The organism is Aminobacter sp. 01T433, assembly GCF_056398585.1.
The window spans coordinates 26,341-47,047 of the sequence record NZ_JBFTPR010000017.1; the positions used below are offsets into that span (position 1 = coordinate 26,341).

At 61.7% G+C, this 20,707-nt stretch carries 17 protein-coding genes; 7 read left to right on the forward strand and 10 right to left on the reverse strand.

From position 1 onward, the window contains the following. Window positions 1–281: 281 nt before the first annotated feature. The 3 genes from AC1DLV_RS24005 to rimO all read left to right on the forward strand — a co-directional run bounded on the left by AC1DLV_RS24005 (window position 282) and on the right by rimO (window position 3,031). Entirely contained in the window at window positions 282–617 is a 336-nt protein-coding gene (locus AC1DLV_RS24005; protein ID WP_476802566.1) for a hypothetical protein, read from the forward strand. Window positions 618–820: 203 nt separating this feature from the next. Beyond that, the gene (locus AC1DLV_RS24010) at window positions 821–1,513 is read left to right on the forward strand and encodes a TerC family protein (protein WP_476802567.1); all 693 of its coding nucleotides are present in this window, start codon (window positions 821–823) and stop codon (window positions 1,511–1,513) included. A gap of 201 nt (window positions 1,514–1,714) precedes the next feature. Next, window positions 1,715–3,031, forward strand: a complete 1,317-nt coding sequence (gene rimO, locus AC1DLV_RS24015) for a 30S ribosomal protein S12 methylthiotransferase RimO (protein WP_476802568.1) — start codon at window positions 1,715–1,717, stop codon at window positions 3,029–3,031. A gap of 101 nt (window positions 3,032–3,132) precedes the next feature. Here the strand turns inward: rimO and AC1DLV_RS24020 are convergent, their stop codons facing one another. The 6 genes from AC1DLV_RS24020 to pcsA form a co-directional block, all read right to left on the reverse strand. After that, entirely contained in the window at window positions 3,133–4,203 is a 1,071-nt protein-coding gene (locus AC1DLV_RS24020) for a BMP family ABC transporter substrate-binding protein (protein WP_476802569.1), read from the reverse strand. A 112-nt stretch (window positions 4,204–4,315) separates the two neighbouring features. Continuing rightward, window positions 4,316–5,230, reverse strand: coding sequence for an ABC transporter permease (locus tag AC1DLV_RS24025; protein ID WP_476802570.1), 915 nt, complete (start codon window positions 5,228–5,230; stop codon window positions 4,316–4,318). A gap of 1 nt (window position 5,231) precedes the next feature. Beyond that, on the reverse strand, window positions 5,232–6,323 hold the full coding sequence (locus tag AC1DLV_RS24030; protein ID WP_476802571.1) for an ABC transporter permease: 1,092 nt from the start codon (window positions 6,321–6,323) through the stop codon (window positions 5,232–5,234). Beyond that, on the reverse strand, window positions 6,323–7,900 hold the full coding sequence (locus AC1DLV_RS24035; RefSeq protein WP_476802572.1) for an ABC transporter ATP-binding protein: 1,578 nt from the start codon (window positions 7,898–7,900) through the stop codon (window positions 6,323–6,325). Before AC1DLV_RS24035 ends, AC1DLV_RS24030 begins: the two co-directional genes overlap by 1 nt. A gap of 101 nt (window positions 7,901–8,001) precedes the next feature. Continuing rightward, window positions 8,002–8,979, reverse strand: a complete 978-nt coding sequence (locus AC1DLV_RS24040; protein ID WP_476802573.1) for a quinone oxidoreductase family protein — start codon at window positions 8,977–8,979, stop codon at window positions 8,002–8,004. Between the two features lie 4 nt (window positions 8,980–8,983). Next, window positions 8,984–9,724 carry a phosphatidylcholine synthase gene (pcsA, locus tag AC1DLV_RS24045; RefSeq protein WP_476802574.1) on the reverse strand — a complete coding sequence of 247 codons (741 nt, stop codon included), beginning with the start codon at window positions 9,722–9,724 and terminating at the stop codon, window positions 8,984–8,986. A 385-nt stretch (window positions 9,725–10,109) separates the two neighbouring features. Between pcsA and AC1DLV_RS24050 the strand changes: the two genes are divergently transcribed. Next, on the forward strand, window positions 10,110–11,339 hold the full coding sequence (locus AC1DLV_RS24050; RefSeq protein ID WP_476802575.1) for a UbiH/UbiF family hydroxylase: 1,230 nt from the start codon (window positions 10,110–10,112) through the stop codon (window positions 11,337–11,339). On the opposite strand, the gene AC1DLV_RS24055 is transcribed toward AC1DLV_RS24050, so the two are convergent. Beyond that, the gene (locus AC1DLV_RS24055; RefSeq protein ID WP_476802576.1) at window positions 11,336–12,298 is read right to left on the reverse strand and encodes an AEC family transporter; all 963 of its coding nucleotides are present in this window, start codon (window positions 12,296–12,298) and stop codon (window positions 11,336–11,338) included. The genes AC1DLV_RS24050 and AC1DLV_RS24055 overlap by 4 nt on opposite strands. Window positions 12,299–12,525: 227 nt before the next feature. Between AC1DLV_RS24055 and hspQ the strand changes: the two genes are divergently transcribed. Continuing rightward, window positions 12,526–12,849: a heat shock protein HspQ gene (gene hspQ, locus AC1DLV_RS24060; protein ID WP_476802577.1), complete on the forward strand. Its 324-nt coding sequence runs from the start codon at window positions 12,526–12,528 to the stop codon at window positions 12,847–12,849. 74 nt (window positions 12,850–12,923) lie between these two features. Here hspQ and AC1DLV_RS24065 read toward each other — a convergent pair whose 3' ends face one another. Further along, entirely contained in the window at window positions 12,924–13,550 is a 627-nt protein-coding gene (locus AC1DLV_RS24065; protein ID WP_476785455.1) for an invasion associated locus B family protein, read from the reverse strand. A gap of 234 nt (window positions 13,551–13,784) precedes the next feature. On the opposite strand from AC1DLV_RS24065, the gene AC1DLV_RS24070 reads away from it, so the two are divergent. Together AC1DLV_RS24070 and AC1DLV_RS24075 are read left to right on the forward strand one after the other, a co-directional pair. Further along, complete coding sequence (locus AC1DLV_RS24070; RefSeq protein WP_476802578.1) at window positions 13,785–15,605, forward strand: extracellular solute-binding protein; 1,821 nt, start codon at window positions 13,785–13,787, stop codon at window positions 15,603–15,605. A gap of 29 nt (window positions 15,606–15,634) precedes the next feature. After that, window positions 15,635–16,312, forward strand: coding sequence for a DsbA family oxidoreductase (locus AC1DLV_RS24075; protein WP_476802579.1), 678 nt, complete (start codon window positions 15,635–15,637; stop codon window positions 16,310–16,312). A 589-nt stretch (window positions 16,313–16,901) separates the two neighbouring features. Here AC1DLV_RS24075 and mfd read toward each other — a convergent pair. Together mfd and AC1DLV_RS24085 are read right to left on the reverse strand one after the other, a co-directional pair. After that, entirely contained in the window at window positions 16,902–20,402 is a 3,501-nt protein-coding gene (gene mfd / locus AC1DLV_RS24080; RefSeq protein ID WP_476802580.1) for a transcription-repair coupling factor, read from the reverse strand. Between the two features lie 8 nt (window positions 20,403–20,410). Further along, window positions 20,411–20,698 carry an FAD assembly factor SdhE gene (locus tag AC1DLV_RS24085; RefSeq protein WP_476802581.1) on the reverse strand — a complete coding sequence of 96 codons (288 nt, stop codon included), beginning with the start codon at window positions 20,696–20,698 and terminating at the stop codon, window positions 20,411–20,413. Window positions 20,699–20,707: the final 9 nt, after the last annotated feature.

Genomic DNA, 20,707 nt, shown 5'->3' on the forward strand with positions numbered 1-20,707 from the left:
TCCGAAGGTTACGAGTTCTCCTGCGAAGCCTACCCTACACCAAGCCCCCTATCGCGCAACGGCACGTCGCGCGATCGCTGGTCGAGATGGGGTTCGCGCTGCAAAATCAGCTACGCCTTGTTGCAAAGCTAGGTCGGCGCCAAACATTCGGCAATTGACGACCATGTGATCCTGCCTCTCGGTGATGACCGCTGCGATGCAGCCATCGCTGCAAAACTTCTGCAACTCACTGGAAATGCGATCTTTCTTGGGCGAACGTGTCACGCTATAGAATGGGCACTATGATCATACAGCGCTTTGCCCTTGCACTTCCGATCTGCCTGTCGACCATTGTTTTCGGCGGCTGCAGCCGTTCGTCCGACGGCACGGTGGTTATTCCAAAGCAGGTCGACACGAGGCGGTTCTGGCAGGACGACGAGGCAAAGCGCGCCGCTGCCGAACGCGAGCAAGCGGCTGCTTTTCCAACCGGGCCGGAGATCCGCTTCGCTACCCAGCAGCCCGGCCCTCGCCCGGTGACGCGCGCGCCGAGCACCGCCGCTGACGCTGCCAGCACCAAGCCTATTGCCTGCCGTGCGGCAGGCAGCCTCTCAGGTCGCGTCAAATACGTTTGCGACTGAGCTTGCCTGGCCTGCAGGTCCTCGCAGGCTTCCTCCCTTAGGTCCATTGTGCCGAAATTGGTGCCGGAAAATGTCAGTCTGGTGTCAGCAAAGCCATGGTTTTTGCGTATTTCAGCTAAACGCCAAGCTAGTCGGTTGACGAGCAAGCAGCGACCGATATAGCCCACATCTATTCGCCGAGATGAATGGAGAGGTCCCCTCTGATGGAGATATTTACTGCCGCAGGCTTCACAGCCCTTCTGCAGGTCATAGCTATCGATCTCGTCCTCGCTGGCGACAACGCTATCGTCATCGGCCTTGCCGCCGCGGGCCTCCCCGCCGATCAGCGCAAGAAGGCCATCCTCGTCGGCATTGCGGCCGCAACCGTGCTTCGTATCGGTTTCGCGCTGATTACCCAGTGGCTCCTGGCCATCGGACCGATGCTTCTCATCGCCGGCGGCCTGCTGCTGCTGTGGGTGTGCTGGAAGATGTGGCGCGAGCTCAGCGTCAGCCACGAACAGGAACATGAGGCGACCGAAGCGCTTTCCGACGCCGACTACGACAAGGACGGCAGGATCGCAGGCAAGGGCCCGCGCAAGACCTTTGCCCAGGCCGCCTGGCAGATCGTCATCGCCGACGTATCGATGTCGCTCGACAACGTCCTCGCTGTTGCCGGCGCGGCCATGGATCACCCGACCGTCCTGATCATCGGCCTGGCGCTGTCGATCGCACTGATGGGCTTTGCCGCTTCGTTCGTTGCGCGTTTGCTGCACAAGTATCGCTGGATCGCCTATATCGGCCTGGTGATCATCCTCTACGTCGCCATCAAGATGCTGTTCGACGGTGCCGTCGATCAGTTCCCCAACCAGTTTGGCTTCCTGAGCCCATGGTTCGGCGGAACTAGCGGCGGCCACTAAAATTACATTCGAGACAAGGGCTGGGTTCGACCCGGCCCTTGTCATTTTCAGGCGTTGTCAGCGTCCTGGTTTGCTTGACAGCGGATTTGTGCTATTGCGCCGCCCGAATTGAGCTCTTTTTTGAGCCGACAGATCGTAAAAATTCGAGACTTCCGGGCCGGCCTTCAGGGGTTGCGGCCCTTGTCCTTTGGAAACCCGTCCATGTCTGCAGCACCCCGCGTCAGTTTTGTCAGCCTCGGTTGCCCGAAAGCGCTTGTCGATTCCGAACGCATCCTCACCCAGCTCCGCGCCGAAGGCTACGAAATCGCTCGCAAGCATGATGGCGCTGACCTTGTCGTGGTCAACACTTGCGGCTTCCTTGATTCCGCGCGCACCGAGTCGCTGGATGCGATCGGAACGGCGATGAAGGAAAATGGCAAGGTCATCGTCACCGGCTGCATGGGCGCGACACCCGAGCTGATCCGCGAAAAGCACCCCAACGTGTTCGCGATCACCGGACCGCAGGCCTATGAAAGCGTGATGGCCGCAGTGCATGAGGCAGCCCCGCCTGCCCATGATCCGTTCACCGACCTGGTGCCGCCGCAAGGTGTCAAGCTGACACCACGCCATTACGCCTATCTCAAGATTTCAGAGGGCTGCAACAACCGCTGCACCTTCTGCATCATTCCCGACCTGCGCGGCGACCTGGTGTCACGTCCCGCTGGAGATGTGCTGCGCGAGGCGGAAAAGCTCGCCAATGCCGGCGTCAAGGAACTGCTCGTCATCTCGCAGGACACCAGCGCCTACGGCATCGACATCAAGTACGCCACGTCGCCGTGGAAGGATCGCGAGGTCAAGGCAAAGTTCCTCGATCTGTCGCAGGAACTCGGCGAGCTCGGCATCTGGGTGCGTATGCACTATGTCTACCCCTACCCGCATGTCGCCGATGTCATTCCGCTGATGGCCGAAGGCAAGATCCTTCCTTATCTCGACATTCCCTTCCAGCATGCTTCGCCGCAGGTGCTCAAGAACATGCGCCGCCCAGCCCATGGCGAAAAGGCGCTGGAGCGCATTCGCGGCTGGCGCGACGTATGCCCCGACCTCGCCATCCGCTCGACCTTCATCGTCGGTTTCCCCGGCGAGACCGATGAAGATTTCGAGATGCTGCTCGACTGGATCGACGACGCCAAGATCGATCGCGCCGGCTGCTTCAAATACGAGCCGGTGCAGGGCGCGCGTTCCAACGATCTCGGCCTCGAACAGGTGCCTGAAGAGGTCAAGGAGGCCCGCTGGCACCGTTTCATGCAGCGCCAGCAGAAGATTTCGGCCGCCCAGCAGGCCAAGAAGGTTGGCAAGCGCCTGCCCGTCATCATCGACGAGGCAAACGGCACCTCGGCCAAGGGCCGCACCAAATACGACGCGCCCGAGATCGATGGTTCGGTGCACATCCAGTCGCGCCGTCCGCTGCGTGTCGGCGACATCGTCACCGTCAAGATCGACAGCGCTGACGCCTATGACCTCTACGGGTCGGCTGTCTGACCCCACCAGCCGACTATCTTAAATCCAACAAAAAACCCCCGGCGAAAACCGGGGGTTCTTTGTTTGCGGAACGCTTATGCGTTCGAGCAATGCCAGCCGGCTTACTGCGGCAGCTTGTCGTCCACGCCCTTGACGTAGAAGTTCAGGCCGAGCAGGACGCTGTCCTGGGCCACTTCGCCGGCCTTCAGCCACTCGGTGCCGTCCTGCTTGGTGACCGGGCCGGTGAAGGGGTTGAACGCACCGGACTTGATCTTGGCTTCGGTTTCCTGGGCCAACTTCTTCGTCTCGTCCGACATGTTGGCGTAGGGCGCCATCACGACGTGGCCTTCTTTCATGCCGCCCCACACGTCGCTCTGCTTCCAGGTGCCGTCGATGACTTCCTGGATGCGCTCGATGTAGTACGGACCCCAATCGTCGACGATCGAGGTCAGCTGCGTGGTCGGGCCGAACTTGATCATGTCGGAAGCCTGGCCGAACGCCTTGATACCGCGCTCGGTCGCAACCTGCATCGGCGCGGTCGAGTCGGTGTGCTGGGTGATGATGTCGACGCCTTGGTCGATCAGCGCCTTGGCAGCGTCTGCTTCCTTGCCGGCGTCGAACCAGGTGTTGGCCCACACGACCTTGAGCTTGAAGTCGGGGTTGACCGACTGTGCGCCCAGCATGAAGGCGTTGATGCCCATCACCACTTCGGGGATCGGGAAGGATGCGATGTAGCCGGCAACGCCAGCCTTCGATTCCTTGGCGGCGATCACGCCCTGTACGTAACGGCCTTCATGGAACTTCGAGTTGTAGGTCGCAACGTTCGGATGTTCGCGCTTGTAGCCGGTGGCGTGCTCGAACTTCACGTCCGGGAACTTGCCGGCAACCTTGTTGAGCGGGTCCATGAACCCGAACGACGTCGCGAAGATGATGTTGCAGCCCGAGCGAGCAAAACGCTCGATGGCGCGCTCGGCGTCGGCACCTTCCGGCACGCTTTCGAGATAAGCGGTCTCGAGCTGGTCGCCGAACTTTTCCTTCGCCTGCAGCAGGCCCTGGTGGTGCTGGTAGGAGTAACCAAAGTCGCCGATCGGCCCGACATAGATCCAGCAGGCCTTGACCTTGGCCTCTGCTGCGATGGTGCCGAATGACATCACGGCGGCAGCCGCTGCCAACGACAAAATTGTCTTCTTCATGCTTTTGTTCCTCATAGTGGTTGCCCGGGGCACTATCCCATCCTTTTTATAGTCCCAGTGACATGGCCGTTCCTTGAAAACCGCAGCGCGGCTTCGAGGTGAGACCATGCCCTTAGCGATCTGGCACAAACGGCCGCCCCAATGAAGCCGGAGTGTTCACCATCGTCAGTCGCCTGTTCCGCGAGATTAGAACAAGGACAACGATGGTCGCCAGATAGGGTAGCGAAGAAAGCAGCTGCGACGGCACGCCGATGCCCAGGGCCTGGGCATGCAACTGGCCGATCGAAACCGCTCCGAAAAGATAAGCACCCGCCAACACCCGCCATGGCCGCCAGGAGGCGAAGACGACGAGCGCCAGCGCGATCCAGCCGCGCCCGGCGGTCATGTTTTCGTTCCATTGCGGGGTGTAGACGAGTGACAGATAAGCACCGGCTAGGCCCGCACAGGCGCCGCCGAACATCACCGCGAGATAGCGGATGGCGATGACCTTGATGCCGAGCGCATGCGCCGAAGTGTGGTTGTCGCCGATCGAGCGCAAGGTCAGGCCCGCACGCGTCTTGAACAGGAAGTAGGCCACGCCCGCCGTTAGAAATATCGAGACGTAAAACAGCGGGTCCTGGCCGAAGAGCAGCTTGCCGACCAGCGGCAGATCGGTAAGGCCGGGAATGTAGATGTAGCTCATCTTGACGCCTGGCAGGCCGACGAAGCTTTCGCCCAGCATGCCGGCAAGGCCGAGGCCAAGCAGCGTCAGCGCAAGGCCGGTCGCAACCTGGTTGGTCACCAGCGTCAGCGTCAAAAAGCCGAACAGCAGTGAAAACAGCGCGCCGACGATGATCGCCGCCAACACGCCGAGCCAGGGCGAGCCGGTGGCGAGTGCTACGCCAAAACCGGTCACCGCCCCCATCACCATCATGCCTTCGACGCCTAGATTGAGCACGCCCGAGCGCTCGACCACCACTTCGCCGACTGCTGCGATCAAGAGCGGGGTCGCCGCCGTCGCAACCGTTATCAGAATGTCTTCAAACATTTTACTTGGCCTCCACGGTCTTTGCAGCGGAGGAGCCGACAAAGCGGATGCGGTAAAGAATGAGTGTGTCGCAGGCGAGCACGAAAAACAGCAGCATGCCTTGGAAGGCACGCACGACCTTGTCGGACACGCCGATCGAGATCTGTGCCGCCTCGCCGCCGAGGTAGGACAAGGCCAGCACAAGGCCGGCCGCGACGATGCCCAGCGGGTTCAGCCGGCCCAGGAAGGCAACGATGATCGCGGCAAAGCCGTAGCCGGGCGAGATCGTCGGCCTGAGCTGGCCGATGGCGCCTGAAACTTCCGAGATTCCGGCCAGCCCAGCCAGGCCACCGGAAACGAGGAAGGCGAAAAACACCATACGCGACTGCGAAAAGCCAGCGAAGCGGCCAGCGCGCGGGCTCTGGCCCAGCACGAGCACTTCAAAGCCTTTCAAGGTGCGCGAGAGCATGAACCACATCGCAATCGCTGCAACGATGGCGAATACGAAGCCCCAGTTGGCACGGCCTGACGCCGACCAGATTTCCGGCAGCGTTGCAGCAACGCTGAAGGTGCGTGTCTCCGGAAAATTCATGCCGGCCGGGTTGCGCCAGGGGCCGCGCACCATCCAGTCGAGGAACAGCTGCGCGACATAGACCAGCATCAGGCTGGTCAGGATCTCGTTGGTGTTGAAACGCACCTTGAGGTAGGCCGGGATGGCGCCATAAGCGGCACCACCGGCGATGCCCATCAACAACATCAGCGGCAGAACGATCCACGATTGGAACTCGGGAAACATCACAGGCAAGATCGAGCCAGTGATGGCACCGATGATGAACTGGCCTTCGGCACCGATATTCCAGTTGTTGGAGAGATAGCAGATCGACAGCCCGACCGCGATCAGGATCAGCGGAGCTGCCTTTACCGCCAGTTCATGCAGCGACCACACTTCGCGCAGCGGGTCGATGAAATAGTAATACAGCGCTTCAACCGGGTTCTTGCCGAGCACCGAGAACATGATCGCGCCGGCAATGAGCGTCAATGCAAGCGCGATGAAGGGCGAAAGGGCGGCGAAAAGTGCTGAGCGTTCCGGACGTCTGACGAGTTCGATCCGCATCACGCGACCTCCTTCGTGGGCTCGGGATGACCCGGTTCGGCGCCGCCCATCAAAAGCCCGATCCGCTCGAGCGTGGCTTCCGCAATCGGAATCGGTTTCGACAGCTCGCCATTGTGCATGACGGCGATCGAGTCGGAGATTTCAAACAGCTCGTCGAGATCCTGGCTGATCACCAGCACCGCCGAACCGTTGCGTGCCAGTTCAATCAGCGCCTGGCGGATGCGCGCGGCAGCGCCCGCATCGACGCCCCAGGTCGGCTGGTTGACCACCATGACAGCCGGATTGCGGTCAAGTTCGCGACCGATGATGAATTTCTGCAGATTGCCGCCCGACAGTGCCGCGGCCTCAGGGTCGGGCGCGCTCTTGCGTACATCCATCGCTTGGATGATGCGTTGAGCGGCCTTCTGGATCGCGCCTGACTTGACCAGGCCGCCGGTCCCGACAAAAGCCTTGCCGTCGGTTGCGTGGCGCGACAGCAAAAGGTTCTCCGACAGCCGCATCCGCGGTGCCGCACCATGGCCGAGGCGTTCCTCGGGCACGAAAGCCGCACCCAGCAGGCGGCGGGCAGAAATCCCCATGCGCCCCGCCGACTGGCCGCGAATGCGGATCGCCTCGGCACTTTCCTGCAACGCCTCGCCCGAGATCGCTTCGAAAAGTTCGCCCTGGCCGTTGCCGGCAACACCAGCAATGCCGATCACCTCGCCGCCAGCGACATCCAGCCAGATGTTCTTGAGCGGCATCGAGAACGGACCGGCAGGCTTGCGGCTCATGCCGCAGATGCTGAGCAATTCCTCGCCGCGCACCGACGCGGTGGTGCGTTCGGCGTTCTTGACGTCGGTGCCGACCATCAGGCGCGCCAGCGAGGCCGGCGTTTCCTGCCGAGGATCGCAATGGCCGACAACCTTGCCGTGGCGCATGATCGTGGCGCTGTCGCACAGGCGGCGGACCTCGTCGAGGCGGTGCGAGATGTAGAGGATCGACTTGCCTTCGGCGCGCAGCCTTTCCAGCGTCTCGAACAGCTTGTCGGCCTCCTGCGGCGTCAGCACCGAGGTCGGCTCGTCGAGGATGATGAGTTCGGGTGTCTGCAGCAGGCAGCGGATGATCTCGATGCGCTGGCGCTCGCCGACCGACAGGTCGCCGACGAGCGAATCCGGGTCGAGCGGCAGGCCGTAGCTGTAAGACAGCGCGCGTGCCTTGGCGGCAATGGTGCTGATCGGCGTGTCGTCTGCCAGGGAAAGTGCGATGTTTTCGGCAGCGGTCAGCGCCTCAAACAGCGAAAAATGCTGGAAAACCATGCCGATGCCGAGCTTCTTGGCGACACCGGGGCTGGTGATGGCGACCTGTTGGCCATTCCAGCTGATCTCGCCCGCATTGGGCTCGAGCGAGCCGAACAGCATCTTGACCAGTGTCGACTTGCCGGCACCGTTTTCGCCGAGCAAAGCGTGAATTTCGCCCTTGGCGATGGTCAGGTCGACTTGATCGCACGCCTTCAACGTGCCGAATATCTTCGTCAGGCCGCGAACCTCAAGCAGGTTCGGACCATTGGCTAAAGGGGTTGTGTCCACAACGCCTCCCATTGTCAGTTCTTTTTATGTTCCCGAGGGCATGGTAGGCGCGTCCTGCTCCCGGCGCAAAGCATGTCACAAGTTGAAAGAGCTTCAAGAAATTAAGCGAAAACTCAAGGAATAAGTACCGTTGTCCCCGTGGTCCTTCTGCCTTCGAGATCGGCATGTGCCTGGCCGGCGTTGCGCAACGCATAACGCTGGTTGATCCTGATATTCACCGCCCCTTTGAGCACCACATCAAACAGCGCATCGGCAGAACGGACCAGGTCTTCGCGCTTGGCATTGTAGGCGAAGATGGTCGGCCGCGTCGCATAGAGCGAGCCCTTTTGCGCCAGCAGCGAAATGCTGAACGGTGGGATCGGCCCCGACGACTGTCCGAAACTCACGAAAGTGCCCATCGGCCTCAGGCAGTCGAGCGAGCCCGGGAATGTATCATTGCCAACGGAATCGTAGACGACATCGCACTTCTTGCCGCCGGTGATCCTGGCCACTTCAGCGACGAAATCCTGGTCGGAGTAGTTGATGACGTGGTCGAAGCCATGTGCCTTGGCGAGCGCCGCCTTGTCCTCGGAGCCTGCGGTGCCGATCACGGTTGCGCCGAGATGCTTCGCCCACTGCCCAAGGATCAGCCCGACACCGCCCGCAGCCGCATGATAGAGGACCGTGTCGCCGGCCTTCACCTTGAAAGTGCGGAGAAGCAGATATTCGGCGGTCATGCCCTTCAGCATCATCGCCGCGGCCTGCTCGTCGCTGATGCCGTCAGGCACCTTGACCAGCCTGTCAGCGGCGATCACGCGTTCTTCACAATAGGCACCGGTGGGCACGGCATAGGCGACGCGGTCGCCGACCTTCAGCCAGTCGACCCCCTCGCCCAGTTCGAGCACAACGCCCGCCGCTTCGCCACCGGGCGTCACCGGCATGCCGTTGGGCGCCGGATAAAGACCGGTGCGGAAATAGACGTCGATGAAGTTCAGTCCGATCGCCGTATGGCGGATCAGCGCCTGGCCCGGCCCCGGTCGCCCGGCATCGGCATTTTCATATGCCAAGACCTCGGGGCCGCCATGGGTGTGGACTCGTATGGCCTTGGGCACGGCGTCAGTCCTTCCCTGCGTCGAGATTGGGCTTGCCGCCGAGCTTGGGGAAGAACTGCATCACGCCGCCGATGAAGAACAGATAGAGGCCGCTGATGGCGATGCCGATCTTGATCCACTCGCTGGCATGCATCTGCTGCAGCAGTGCAGCCGTGCCGAATGCGCACCAGATCAGCGTCATCGGCAGGTTGATGTTGCGCAAGCGGACAACGCGTACCGGATGCAGGAAATTCATCGGCACGAAAGTCAGTATGCCGGCAACGACGACGACACCGAATGACACCCATTGTCCGGGCTCGATGACGAACAGCGTGAACACCACCATGTTCCAGACAACCGGGAAGCCCTTGAAGAAGTTTTCCTTCGTCTTCATGCCGGTGTCGGCATAGTAGATCGCGCTCGACACGACGATGATAGCACCCGAGAGGAACGACAGCCCCTCGCCCATGAAACCGCTCTGGTAGAGTGCGAAAGCCGGGATCAGCACATAGGTGACGTAGTCGATGATGTTATCGAGCAACTCGCCCGACCATGTCGGGAGGATTTCCTTGACCTCGAGCTTGCGCGCGATCGGCCCGTCGATACCGTCAACGAACAGCGCCAGACCCAGCCACCAGAACATCGCCGTCCAGCGCTCCTCGCTCGCAGCAACCAGCGACAGGAACGCCAGGAACGACCCAGATGCAGTGAGCAGATGCACCGAAAAGGCGCGAGCCTGCGGCCATGTGACTTTTTTAGGCTTCACGGTCCCCGCCAATCCAGTTCGCAAATCTCAACCGAGCGGCTGACTGCACCATATGCAAGTAAAAGGAGTAAGCGCAGCGGGAATTTACTTCTCCTCCGTCGCTCGGCCCAGCTTGCAATTGGCAATCTCCGCTTCTTCAGGCACTTAATAGCAGGGCCGCTTTTCAGACAAGCTGAAAGCCAGACCAAAGGATGGAACGCTGCGTCAACTACAGTTCCGCAAGCGGCTTGGCAAACGGCTACCATCGTCAGCAACAGCAAAATGACCGCCACAGTCGTCCAAGGCGACGAATGGGATGAATCGCCGCGTTGATCAATGGCTTAGGCCCGCATTATATCAGGACGACTGAGGTGCACGGGCACTTCGATAGCATGGACGGCGGCACATGAGCGTCGACACGAAAAACCGCATTCTGGTCGCCGGCACGGGGCCTGTCGGCCTGATTTCCGCCCTCGCCTTCGCTGATGCCGGCTTTGGCGTCATCCTCGCCGGACCGCCGGCACGGGCCGATGACGGCCGCACCACCGCCCTGATGGTGCCGGCGTTGAAATATCTCGATCGTCTTGGCGTGCTCGGTGCCCTTACCCCCGATGCCGCGCCGCTCAAGGTGATGCGCATCATCGATGGCACGTCGCGGCTGATCCGCAGTCCGATGGTCACATTTCGCGCCGGCGAGATCGGCGAAGACCATTTCGGCTTCAACTTCCAGAATCGGGTTCTCAACGCGGTGCTTGAAAAGACGGTGGCGGCACATGGCGGCATCGAGTGGCACCGTGCGATGGTCGACAACTGGACCATCGAGCCAGGGAATGTCATTGCCACCCTTTCCGACGGAACAACGGTCGAATCGCCACTGGCCGTCGCCGCCGACGGCAGAAATTCGCCGGCGCGCCGGGCTGCCGGCATCTCGGCAACCGCGCGAACGCTTCTTCAAGCGGCATTGGTGCTGAACTTCGCCCACAGCCGTGACCACGCCTTTGCCTCGACCGAATTTCACACCGAAACAGGCCCGTTCACGCTGGTGCCGCTGCCCGGTCGCCGCTCCAGCCTCGTTTGGGTCCTTCGGCCCGAGACAGCCAGGGAATTCGCTGACCTCGACGATGCTGCATTGTCGTTGCGGATCGAACGCCAGATGCAGTCGATTCTCGGCCGCGTCACCGTCGATGGCGGCAGGCAGATCTATCCACTGTCGACGTCCTTGCCCCAACGATTTGCCCAAAACCGCGTTGCCCTCGTCGGCGAAGCCGCGCACGTCTTTCCCCCGATTGGCGCGCAAGGCCTCAATCTCGGCATCAGGGATGTCGACCAACTCGTTGAAATAGCGTCGAAACACACTGACGATCCAGGCGCGCCAGCGCCCCTTTCCGCCTACGATTCCGCGCGTCGCCCCGACATTCTCGCCCGTACCAGTGCGGTCAACCTGCTCAACAGGTCGCTATTGTCCGACATGCTGCCGGCACAGCTGGCGCGCAGCGCGGGGCTCAACGTCCTTGGCGGCTTTTCGCCCGTGCGCGCCTTCTTCATGCGCGAAGGCCTGAGGCCGGGCAGCGGCTTTTCATCGATTGCTTCAAGCCTGCGCTCGCCACGCCGCTCGCGCGGCGCCTCGACGGACTAGGGAAAGAGATCCGGCGGCAAGATGCCATGCTGGATCATGTAGAGCAGCCCGGTCACCGTCAGCACCGACAGGCAGGTGGTGACCAGCACGCTGGCCGAAGCGCGCTCGACCCAGACGCCATATTGCTGGGCGATGACGAACACGTTGGTCGCGGTGGGCAATGCCGCCAGCAGCATCGCCGAAAACAGCCATACCGGCGAGAAATTGCCGATCCAGCTCAATACGACGTAGCACAATAGCGGGTGGACGATCAGCTTGAGCAGAGCGATCGGCACCATCTCGTGCGGCACGCGCTTGAGCGGCCTGAGCGCCAGCGTCACGCCCATGGCAAACAGCGCGCAAGGGGCCGCCGCTTGCGACAGATATTCGAGAAAACGCTCGACCGGCAGTGGCGGGCGGAACTCGACATAGGCCGCCAGCACGCCGGCCGCCGTGGCGATGATAAACGGGTGGAATGCGATCTTCTTGATGACATCAGCTGCGACACTCATCGGCGAGCGTGGCTCGTCGCCGGCCAGCGCCATCATCATTGGGGCAATGGTGAAATGGATGATGTTTTCGAAGCAGAAGATCAGCGCCACCGGAACCGCGGCCTCTTCGCCGAAGGCAAGCAGCGCAAGGCCGGGGCCCATATATCCGATATTGCCGTAGGCCGACGCCAGGCCCTTGATCGTCGATTCGGCGATCTCGCCGCGCCCCTTGATGTAGGACACTACGAACATCAGCGAGAAAATGACGAAGGTCGAAAACACCGCCCCAAAGATGTAGCGCCATTCGGTCAGGCGCTCGAAAGGTGTCTTGGCCAGCAACTGGAAAAACAACGCCGGCAACGCGACATAGACGATGAAGGTCGTCATCCAGCCAAGCGCTTCGAGCGGCTGTCTGGTGATCCGGGCAACCACGAAGCCGATGAAGATCAGCCCGAAAAACGGCAGGACCAGACCGATCACTTCAGACATAGGCACTTCCCGCTTGGCGCCGCACCGACATTTCAACTGCCGGTATCGTGCGGCCTGACAGCACGTCAAGGCGCTATGCCATTGAAAAGGCTGCCTTGCCGCGCCAAATAGGGGAGCTAGGAAGGCACAATCAGCGGGACTGGAGGGCGACTTCGATCCAGATTGCGACCTAAGCGATTGAAAGCGCGTGTGATTCGACGGATCATGCGCGGCATCAGGTGAACCGCATGAAGACGGCAAAATTCTCGATCGGACAGGTGGTGCGCCACCGTGTCTTTCCGTTCCGGGGCGTGATCTTCGATGTCGACCCCGAATTCGCCAATACCGAAGAATGGTACGAGGCGATCCCCGCCGCCGTGCGCCCCCGTCGCGACCAGCCGTTTTATCACCTGCTGGCTGAAAACGCCGAGACCGAATACGTCGCCTATGTCTCCGAGCAGAACCTGCTCGAGGACAGTTCCGGCGAGCCGGTCCGCCACCCTCAGGTCGGCGAGTATTTCGACAAGACCTCGGATGGCCGCTACGCCCCTAAGGCGCGCATCAGCCACTAGGCGCAACTGTCTGACACGAAACAAAAAAAGCGGGGCAAAACCCCGCTTTTTTCATATCAGATCTGTCAGGTCGATCAGTTAGCCGTCTTGGCCTTGTCCTGCTCTTCCTTGAGCTTCTTGGCGAAGTCCTCGTTATTCTTCGACACGAACTCCTGGAGCTTCTTCTGGCGGTCTTCCAGATCCGACTGCTTCATCGGCTCGCCATCGAAGGCGCCAGTGAAGCCCGACAGCGAAACCTTGATCGGGTTCGGCTGGTTCTGGAAGTTGATCGACGTCAGCGTAAGCTCGGTGCCCTTCTTGAACGAGGCAATGAGCGGATCGGTAAGCGCGATTTCGGCGACGCAGCGGTCCGGGAAGCAGATCACGTATTCGAGCTTCTGCGCCTTGCCGCCGTCGACCTGCAGGCCGATGCCGGGAGGCACGAGACGACCGCTCGGCACCGTAACCTGGAACACCTTGCGGTTGACCTTGCCCTTGAGCTCGATCATCGAGATGCCGGTCACCAGCTGGCCGTTGCTGGCGGTCAGGATGTTCTGCACGTTGCAGATGTCCACGTCAGCCTGCTTGGAGCAAGCCTTGAACCAGCCCTGCGGGATCTGTTGCTGCTGCGCGGCAGCAGGTGCGAGGCCCGATGCCAGCATACCGGCAACGCCAGTCGCCAAGACCGACAGGCGGAGACCGTCGAATTTCTGGCTCGTCATCTTCATGAATTCCTCTCAAACAATCCCGGAACCGGCCCAAGCCGTGTGTCGACGCTACCTGTTGGGCAATTGAGGCAACAGCATGACTTCGTCGCGCCTGTTACACTGCCGTGCGTTGTGAATCCAGCCCGCTTCAGCGCATTTCTTGTGCCTTCAGCCGGCAATGGACGGCCCTTGTCTGGGTGCGCTACCCTTCGAATCATCAAAGCTTCCCCGAATTCGTGGAGAATCGTCGTGAGACGCACTCTTTCGCTGCTGGTTGCCACCGCCGCAATCGCTCTTCTTGCCCCGCGCGCGGCCAATTCCGAACCGGTCCACGGCCTTTCCATGCACGGCACGCCGGCCTTGCCGGATGACTTCAAGAGCTTTCCCTATGCCAATCCCGACGCCCCCAAGGGCGGCAAGATCACTTATTGCGTCATCGGCAGCTTCGACAACCTCAACCCGTTCATCATCAAGAGCCTGCGCACCACCGCGCGCGGCATGCTCGACACGATCTACGGCAATCTGGTCTTCGAATCGCTGATGCAGCGCAGCGCCGACGAGGCCTTCAGCGTCTACGGCCTTACCGCCAAGTCGGTCGACATCGATCCCGACCGCAAATGGATCGAGTTCAACATCGATCCGAATGCCAAGTGGTCGGACGGCCAGCCGATCACGCCCGACGATGTCATCTTCACCTACGAGGTCTTCACCGAAAAGGGCCGGCCGCCCTACAGCGACCGCATGTCCAAGATCGAGAAGATCGAAAAGACCGGTGATCTCAGTGTCCGCTTCACCTTCAATGACAAGGCCGACCGCGAATACCCGTTGATCATCGCGTTGACCCCGATCGTGCCCAAGCATGCCTTCGACAAGGCAACTTTCGACCAGACGACACTGAAGCCGATCATCGGCAGCGGACCTTACACCGTGGCCGACGTGAAGCCCGGCGAGCGCATCGTCTTCAAGCGCAACCCTGAATACTGGGCGCGCGACATCCCCTCGAAGCGAGGCTTCGACAATTACGACCAGATCACCATCGAGTATTTCCTCAACACCGCGGCCCTGTTCGAGGCGTTCAAGAAGGGCATTTGCGACACCTTCACCGAGGCCGATCCGGTCAAGCGCGAGCGCGGTTTCGACTTCCCCGCCTTCAAGAACGGCGACATCGTTGCCGAAACCTTCAAGAGCGGCCTGCCCCCCGTGGTTACGGGCTTCATGTTCAACACCCGCCTGCCGAAATTCGCAAATCCGGTGGTCCGCCAGGCGCTCGGCTTGCTCTACGACTTCGAATGGGCCAACCGGAACCTGTTCAGCGGCAAATACGAGCGCACCGTCAGCTTCTGGCAGGGCTCGGAACTGTCAGCCTATGGCGTGCCGGCCAACGACAAGGAAAAAGCGCTGCTGGCGCCCTTCCCCGGTGCCGTGCGCCCAGACGTCATGGACGGTACCTACCGCCCGCCAGTTACCGACGGTTCCGGCCAGGACCGCAAGGTTCTGAAGGCTGCCTTCGACCTGTTCAAGAGTGCGGGCTACACGCTTCAGGGCGGCAAGATGCTCGACCCTGAGGGAAAACCCTTCGCATTCGAGATCCTGACCTCTTCTGAGGCTGAGCAGCGACTTGCTGCCATCTACCAGCGCACGCTGGAAAAGCTCGGCATTACCATGACGATCCGGGCGCTTGAGGCAGATCAGATCCAGTCGCGCAAGCAGGCCTTCGATTTTGACGTCTTGATCGGCGTGACCGGCTTCTCCGGCACCTTGTCGCCGGGCATCGAACAGATTGGCCGCTGGGGCTCGTCCTCCGCCCAGAAGCCAGGCTCGTTCAATCTTGCCGGCGTCTCAAGTCCCGCCGTCGACGCAGCCATCGAAGCCATGCTCCAGGCCCGTGAGAAGGACGATTTCGTTGCCGCGGTGCGCGTCCTTGACCGCCTGCTGATCTCCGGCAACTACATGGTTCCGATGCAGCATAATTCCGAGCAGTGGATCGCTTATGCCAAGAGACTAAAACATCCGGAAAAAACACCCATATCTGGCTATCAATTGCCGGTCTGGTGGAGTCAGGGCGGTTAAATCGTACTGCACAAGCTAAGGACCTATCCATGACCGACCAGAACCAAATCACCATCGATGTCGTCTCCGACGTCGTTTGCCCATGGTGCTTTCTTGGCATGAAGCGCCTGGAAAGCGCGCTTGCCAGCCTTCCCGAGGTCAAGGCCGAGGTGCGGTGGCGTCCGTTCCAGCTTGATCCGACGATCCCGCCGGAAGGCAAGGAGCGCAAGGCCTACATGCTGGCGAAGTTCAGCGACGAGGCGCGCCTGCAGCAGGTCCACGCCAATCTGGTCTCGCTTGGCGCGGTCGAAGGCATTTCTTTCGATTTCGATGCCATCACGGTTGCGCCCAATACGCTTGACGCTCACCGCCTCATCCGTTGGGCGGCGGCTTCCGGCAACGGCGTGCAAGACAAGCTCGCGCGTTCGCTGTTCAGCCTCTATTTCGAACAAGGCAAGGATATCGGCGACCACGCCGTGCTGGTCGAGGCCGCACGCACCGCAGGCATGGATGCGGCCGTGATCGAATCGCTGCTTGCGACCGACGCCGACCGCGACGACGTGACCAATGAGATCGTCACTGCCTCGCGCATGGGCATCACTGGTGTGCCTTGCTTCTTGATTGACGGCAAATACGCGGTCATGGGCGCCCAGGATTCCGCGACGCTCGCCGACGCCATCCGCCAGGTCGCTACCGAAAAGGCAGCCGGCGCGCCGACTCTTAACTGAGCTCGGCGGGCGATTGCCGGAATGCAGAAAATTCAAAGCCCCTCCTCGCTTCGGCGATTGGGGGCAATTTTCATGTCGGCGACGAGCAGTGTTGGCGCTGGAGCACCTGTGCCCGTTGGGCGCAGCATTGGCCCCCAATTGGCTTCATTGACGTCACGGCATGGATCCCCGGGTCTCCGCAGTTCGCTGCGCTCCTGCTCCGCCCGAGGATGACGAAGGCATGGAGGCTTGCGGCAAGTCACCAAGGTTGGCACTAGGCAGCTTTACGGCTGCTTGTCAGGTTTCAAATTGACACCTCCGGCAAGGCTCTCTCGGCAAGCTGCCTAAGGGAGCTCCCGGCAGACTGCCGAGTAATGCAGGAACAAGAAGCGGTAGCCAGTCACAGGCTGGTTCTGCCAGTCACCGGCGTTGACGATTGGCCGAGAGCTCCCCCTGCCTTCGTCATCCTCGGGCGGAGCAGGAGCGCAGCGAACTGGGCAGACCCGGGGATCCATGCCGTCCACCTCAACGAGGAATCGGCCAGCCACTTCGATAAGGAAAGGCAACTGGCCTCGATCAGGACAAGGGCGGAACCGCCCTCACCTCAATCTCAAGCCGCCTGTTCGGCGAGCTTCGCCAGTTGCGTCATGATGACGGCCGAGCCAGCCAGCCGCTTCTCCGGATTTGGCCAGTCGCGGGCGAACACCACGCTGTGGTCGGGCCTGATCTTGGCCAGAGAGCCCTGCTCGGCGATGTAGCGCACCAACCCGGCGGGGTTGGCGAATTCGCGTTTGCGGAACTGTACCACCACGCCCTTCGGTCCGGCGTCGAGCTTCTCGACATTGGCCTTGCGGCACAGCGCCTTGATGAAGACGATCTTGAGCAGGTGCTTGACCTCCTCCGGCAACGGCCCGAAGCGGTCGATAAGCTCGGCACCGAAGCCGTCGATCTCTTCGGTGTTATCGAGGTCGCCAAGGCGACGGTAAAGCGCCAGCCTGAGCTGCAGGTCGGGCACATAGGATTCCGGGATCATCACCGCCGTGCCGACCGCGATCAGAGGCGACCAGCCGGTGTCGATCGCTTCGCCGCTGCCGCGCAGCTCGGCCACCGCCTCTTCCAGCATCTGCTGGTAGAGTTCGAAGCCGACTTCCTTGATGTGGCCGGACTGTTCCTCGCCCAGAAGATTGCCGGCGCCGCGAATGTCGAGGTCGTGGCTGGCCAACTGGAAGCCCGCCCCCAGCGTGTCGAGCGACTGCAGCACTTTTAGCCTGCGGTCAGCGGTCGTGGTCAGCGTGCGGTTGGCCGGCAGCGTGAACAGCGCATAGGCGCGCACCTTGGAACGGCCGACGCGTCCGCGCAGCTGGTAGAGCTGGGCGAGGCCGAACATGTCGGCGCGATGCACGATCAGCGTGTTCGCCGTTGGAATGTCCAGGCCCGATTCGACGATGGTCGTCGACAGCAGCACGTCATACTGGCCGTCGTAGAAGGCGTTCATGATGTCGTCGAGCTGGCCCGCTGCCATCTGGCCGTGGGCAACCGCGACCTTCAGTTCAGGCACCGATTCCTGAAGGAATTGATGCACTTCCGCGAGGTCTGCAATGCGCGGCACGACATAGAAGCTGTGACCGCCGCGGTAGCGTTCGCGCAACAGCGTTTCGCGAATGACCAGCGGATCGTAGGGCGAAATGAAGCTGCGCACCGCCATGCGGTCGACCGGCGGTGTGGCGATCAGCGAAAGCTCACGCACGCCCGTCAGCGCCAGTTGCAGCGTGCGTGGGATCGGCGTCGCCGACAGCGTCAGCACATGCACGTCGCTCTTCAGTTCCTTGAGCCGTTCCTTGTGCTTGACACCAAAGTGCTGCTCCTCGTCGATGATCAACAGGCCAAGGTTCTTGAACGAGATCGACGAGCCCAGCAACGCATGCGTGCCAACGACGATGTCGACAGTACCGTCGGCGATGCCTTGCTTGGTCTCGGCCAGCTCCTTGGTGGTGACAAGCCGCGAAGCCTGCCGCACCTTGATCGGCAAGCCGGCAAAACGCTGCGTGAACGTCTTGAAATGCTGGCGCGACAACAGCGTCGTCGGCACCACTACGGCCACCTGGAAACCTTCCATGGCCGCGATGAAGGCGGCGCGTAGCGCCACTTCCGTCTTGCCGAAACCAACGTCGCCGCAGATCAGGCGGTCCATCGGCTTGCCGGCGCCTAGGTCCTCCATCACGGCATCGATGGCGCTTTGCTGGTCGTCGGTTTCCTCATAGGGGAAGCGTGCAGCGAACTCGCCATAAATACCGTCCGGCGGGTTCATCGCAGGCGCCTCACGCATGTGCCGTTCGGCGGCGATCTTGATCAGATGGCCCGCCATTTCGAGGAGGCGCCGCTTGAGCTTGGCCTTGCGCGACTGCCAGGCGCCACCGCCAAGCTTGTCGAGCTGGGCTTCAGCCGAATCCGAACCGTAGCGTGACAAAAGCTCGATGTTTTCGACTGGCAGGAACAGCCGGCCATCAGAAGCATAATGGATTTCGAGGCAGTCGTGCGGCGCGCCCAACGCCTCGATGGTCTTCAACCCGACGAAGCGGCCAATGCCGTGATCGGAGTGCACAACGATGTCGCCCGCTGACAGCGATGACGCCTCGGCGATGAAATCGGCGGCACGCTTGCGTTTTTTCGAACGCCGGATCAGCCGGTCGCCCAGAATGTCCTGCTCGGCAACAACAACCAGGTCGCCCGATTCGAATCCGGATTCGATCGGCAGCACGGCGAGACCCGCCTCGCCCGGCTTCAGCGCTTCGACCTCGGCCAGGTTCGTCACGCGCTTGAGGTTGCCGAGATGGTGCTCGTCGAGGATCTGCGTCAGGCGGTCGAGCGAACCTTCGGTCCAGCCGGCAACGACGACGCGCCGCTTGGCCGCGCGCTGGTCGGCGATGTGGCGGGCCACAACGTCGAAGACATTGGCGTTGGGATCCGCGCGCTCTTCGGCAAAGCTGCGGCCGGCATGCGAACCGGCGTGCAAGACCCTGCGTCCGCTCGAAAAGGGCGTGTCGAAGGGGGTCAGTTCAGCATTGACCTGGTCGGCGAGCGCTGAAGTCACCTCGTCCGGCGACAGGTACATCTGCTGCGGCGCCACCGGCTTGTAGGGCACCGCGTCCTTGAGGCCCTTGCCTTCGGCCTGCTTGCGACGGGAATCGTAGTGGTCGAGGATCAGCGTATGGCGTTCGCCCAACGCTTCGCGCGCCAGATGGTCGAACACCACCGGCGCATCGGGCAGATAGTCGAACATCGTTTCGAGATGCGAATAAAAGAACGGCAGCCAGTGCTCCATGCCGGCAAAGCGCCGGCCCTCGCTGACCGCCGCGTAAAGCGCATCGTCGCGCGATGGCGCGCCAAAGGCGTCGATATAGCTGCGGCGAAACTTGCTGATCGTCTCCGGCGTCAGCGCCACTTCGCTCATCGGCTGAAGCGTCACCGAGTTGCGGCTGCCCGTCGTGCGCTGGGTGGCGACGTCAAAGGCGCGGATCGTCTCAAGCGTGTCGCCAAAGAAGTCGAGCCTGAGCGCGTCAGCAGCACCCGGTGCATAAAGATCGAGGATGCCGCCGCGCACGGCGAATTCGCCAACGCCACGCACCGTGGGCACGCGCTCGAAGCCGGCGCGTTCGAGCCGCGCGACCAGCAGGTTCATCTCGACCTGATTGCCAGGCTTGGCGCGGAACTCCTGTGCCTCGATCGCTGCCGATGGCGGCACGCGCTGCAGCAAGGCATTGGCTGTCGTCAGAACGATCGCCCGGTGCGGCTCCTTGCGGAGCGCAATCATCGCCGCGAGCGCATCGAGCCGGCGCGCTGCCGCATCCGAGCCAGGCGACACGCGGTCGTAGGGCAAGCAGTCCCAGGCCGGCAGTTCGAGCACAGGCAGATCGGGTGCGACGAATGCCAGTGCTTCGACGATCTGCGGCAGGCGCTGGCCGTCGCGCGCGACAAACAACAGTGGCCTGTCGGGCGCCATTTCGGCAGCGGCGGTCGCCAGCGCGAAAGCCTCGTAGCCGTCGGCGACGCCATCGACGATGAACTGTCCGGCGCGACCCTTCGGCAGGCCGATTGGTTTGATCAGGCTCATGATTTCACTCAGGCTGTGAATGCGCCGCGCGACGCCACGATCTGGCGGTAGACTTCATGGTCGACGGCGGCCGGTACCGGGTGCTCGCCGACGATCCACGACAGCAGATCCTTGTCGGTGATCTCAAGCAGCGCTTCGTAATGGTCGAGCTCGTCGTCGTTGAGCTTGTCGATATTGGCGTCGGCGAAACTGCCGAGGATCAGGTCCATCTCGCGCATGCCGCGATGCCACGAGCGGAACAGCAGCTTGCGCCTGCGTGTATCCAGCCCTTCGCTCGAGCGTGTCGATCCGGTCATTTCTGTAAA